This is a genomic window from Streptomyces sp. C (assembly GCF_000158895.1).
Taxonomy (GTDB): Bacteria; Actinomycetota; Actinomycetes; order Streptomycetales; family Streptomycetaceae; genus Streptomyces; species Streptomyces racemochromogenes.
In genome coordinates this window covers 1774765-1777418 of the sequence record NZ_GG657750.1, presented here as the reverse complement: position 1 = coordinate 1777418, position 2654 = coordinate 1774765, and the positions used below count along the sequence as shown (strand labels likewise).

Annotated in this window: 3 protein-coding genes; 2 read left to right on the top strand and 1 reads right to left on the bottom strand. The window is 75.1% G+C overall.

The window, feature by feature from the left end; all coding sequences use genetic code 11:
- Window positions 1-1003: amidohydrolase family protein (locus tag SSNG_RS07835; RefSeq protein ID WP_007263268.1), on the top strand; the 1003-nt coding region annotated here is incomplete at its 5' end.
- 67 nt (window positions 1004-1070) lie between these two features.
- On the opposite strand, the gene SSNG_RS07830 is transcribed toward SSNG_RS07835, so the two are convergent.
- Complete coding sequence (locus tag SSNG_RS07830) at window positions 1071-2156, bottom strand: hypothetical protein (protein ID WP_007263267.1); 1086 nt, start codon at window positions 2154-2156, stop codon at window positions 1071-1073.
- 144 nt (window positions 2157-2300) lie between these two features.
- On the opposite strand from SSNG_RS07830, the gene SSNG_RS07825 reads away from it, so the two are divergent.
- Window positions 2301-2654 (top strand): PHP domain-containing protein (locus SSNG_RS07825; protein WP_129593381.1); only part of this gene is annotated, 354 nt, incomplete at its 3' end.

Below are 2654 nucleotides of genomic sequence, written 5' to 3'. Positions count from 1 at the left end.
GTACGGGCGGCTCGCCAAGAGCCTCGACGACGCCATCGGCTTCGGCATCACCACGGTGGTCGAGCCGCAGAACTCCCTCGACGACCTCGAACTCTTCGAACGGGCGCGGGCGGAGGGGCGGCTGCGCTCCCGGATCGTGGCGGCGCTGTTCCACCCGCGCGGCACCGGCGACGCCGATCTCGGTGAATTCGCCGACGCGGCCCGGCGCTTCGCCGACGACCGGCTGCGGGTCGGCCCGCTCAAGCTGTACATCGACGACGTGGTGGAACCCCGTACGGCCGCGCTGCTGGAGCCGTACACCGGCTGCGGGCACCACCGCGGCGAGACCTTCTACCCGGCGGAGGAGTTCGCGGAGCTGCTGGCGAAGCTGGACGCGCGGGGCTTCCAGTGCTTCGTGCACGCCACCGGCGACCGCGGCATCCGCACCGTCCTCGACGCCGTCGCGCACGCCCGGGCGGTGAACGGCCCGCGCGACGCCCGCCACCAGGTGGTCCACGTGGAATGCCTGGACCCCGAGGACGTGCCCCGCTTCGCGGAGCTGGGCGTGGTCGCCTGCATGCAGCCGAGGCACTGCGCGCCCGAGATCGCCGGCCCGGGCCAGGACTGGGCCGAGAACGTGGGCGAGGAGCGCTGGCACAAGGCCTGGCCGATGCGGAGCCTGCACGGGGCGGGGGCGGTGCTGGCCTTCTCCAGCGACTGGAACGTCGCCGAGATGGACCCGATGATCGGCATCTACACCGCCGTCACCCGCCGCCCCCTGGGCGGCGGCGAACCCTGGCGGCCGGAGGAGACGGTGGACGTGGAGACGGCGGTGTACGGCTACACGATGGGCTCCGCCCACGCCAACTTCCTGGAGGAGGAGCGGGGTTCGCTCACGGTCGGCAAGGCCGCCGACTTCGTGGTGCTGTCCCGCGACATCCTGCGGATCGCCCCGGAGTCCATCCCCGGCACGGTGGCCGAGACGGTGGTGGTGGCGGGCGAGGTCGTCCACCGGGCGGGCTGACCGCCCGGCGGCCCCGGAGGGGCTCCTCCTGCGCGGCGGGCGGTGGTCCTCGACCGCCAGGGGTGGATCACGTCCCGGTGGAGCGGGGGACGGACGGGACTTCGCCGGGGAGGCCGCTGCCCACGGCGGCCCCGGGGCGGCCGCGGCGCATGACGGCGCAGGCCAGGGTGATCACCGAGCCGGCCACCGCCCAGGCGGCCAGCACCAGCATGGGCCCGCCCGCCCCGTTGCCCCTGAAGTACGCGAGGGAACGCGCGGCGTACGTCCCGGCGCCCGGCGGCAGGGCTGGGCCGACCGCCCGCCAGAACGGCGGCAGCAGCGGGTACGGGTAGGCGCCGCCGGCGCTCGGGTTGCCGAACACCACGACCACCAGGATGGCCAGGCCGATGCCGACCACGCCGGCGACCCCCTGGAGGGCCAGGGTGAGGGCGCCGACGGCGAAGACCACCAGGGTGCCCAGCCCCCACAGGGCCATGAGCGGGCCGGGCAGGGCGCCCAGCACCGGGCCGGCGATGACCGTGCCGAGCAGCCCGGCGGCGATCGAGTACAGGAGCAGCGCACCGAGCCGGATGACCGCGCGGTGCATGTTGGCGGGCCGGGCCCCGGCGCTGATCGCGAGGATCGCGGCGCACAGGTAGCCGCCCACGCACCAGCCGACCACCAGGTAGAAGGAGCTCAGGCCGCGGCTGTCGCCCTGGTCGGCGGGGGCCACGTCGACGACCCGGACCGTGCGCCCCTGCGCCTTCTCGGCCAGGCCGACGATCTCTTCCAGGGCCTGGGAGAGCGAGGCCCCGGCGCCGCCGGCGACCAGCAGCCGATCGGTGGTGCCGGCCGGGTCGACGACCAGGGCGCCGTCCACGTCCCGGTTCCGGATCTGCGCGAGCGCCGCCGCCTCGTCCTCGACCGCGCGCGGATCGAGCGGCCCGCCGGGCAGGGCGTCGAGCGCCTTCGCCGTCCGCGCGGCGAGGGCCTCGGCGGGGGCGGCCACCGCGATCGGGATCTCGCTGGGCTTCGGGTGGTGGAAGGCCCCGATGTAGGAGGTGATGAACGCCAGCTGGAGGGCCAGCACCCCGACGACCAGCAGGGCTGCCCGGGCGGTCACGGCGTCCTTGATCTCGGCGAGGAAGCCGCTGCTCTCGGTGGGGTGGGTCATGGTGCCCACGCTCGGCGCGCCGCGGATCCGGCGCAGCAGGGGAGGCCCGAATGGATGATCGAACAAGTGTTTCGCACGGGTATTCGAATTGCTCTATGGTGGAGAAGGGGGAGGTTGAAGGTCGAGCGAAGCAGGAGGCCGCGGGTGCCTGGTTTTACGCATCTGCACACCGTTTCGGGGTTCTCCGTGCGGTACGGGGCCTCGCACCCGGAGCGGCTGGCGGAACGAGCCGCCGAGCGGGGCATGGACGCCCTCGCCCTCACCGACCGCGACAGCCTCGCGGGCGCGGTGCGGTTCGCGAAGGCGGCCGCCGCGGCCGGGATCCGGCCCCTGTTCGGCGTGGACCTGGCCGTTCCCCCCGCGGGATCGCCCGGTGCCCGGCCGGGCGCCTCCGGCCCGGCCGGCGAGGCCTCGTACCGCAGGCGCACCCCCGTCCGGGGCGGGGCCTTCGTGGACGAGTCCGCCCCGCGTGCGCTCTTCCTGGCCCGGGACGGGGCC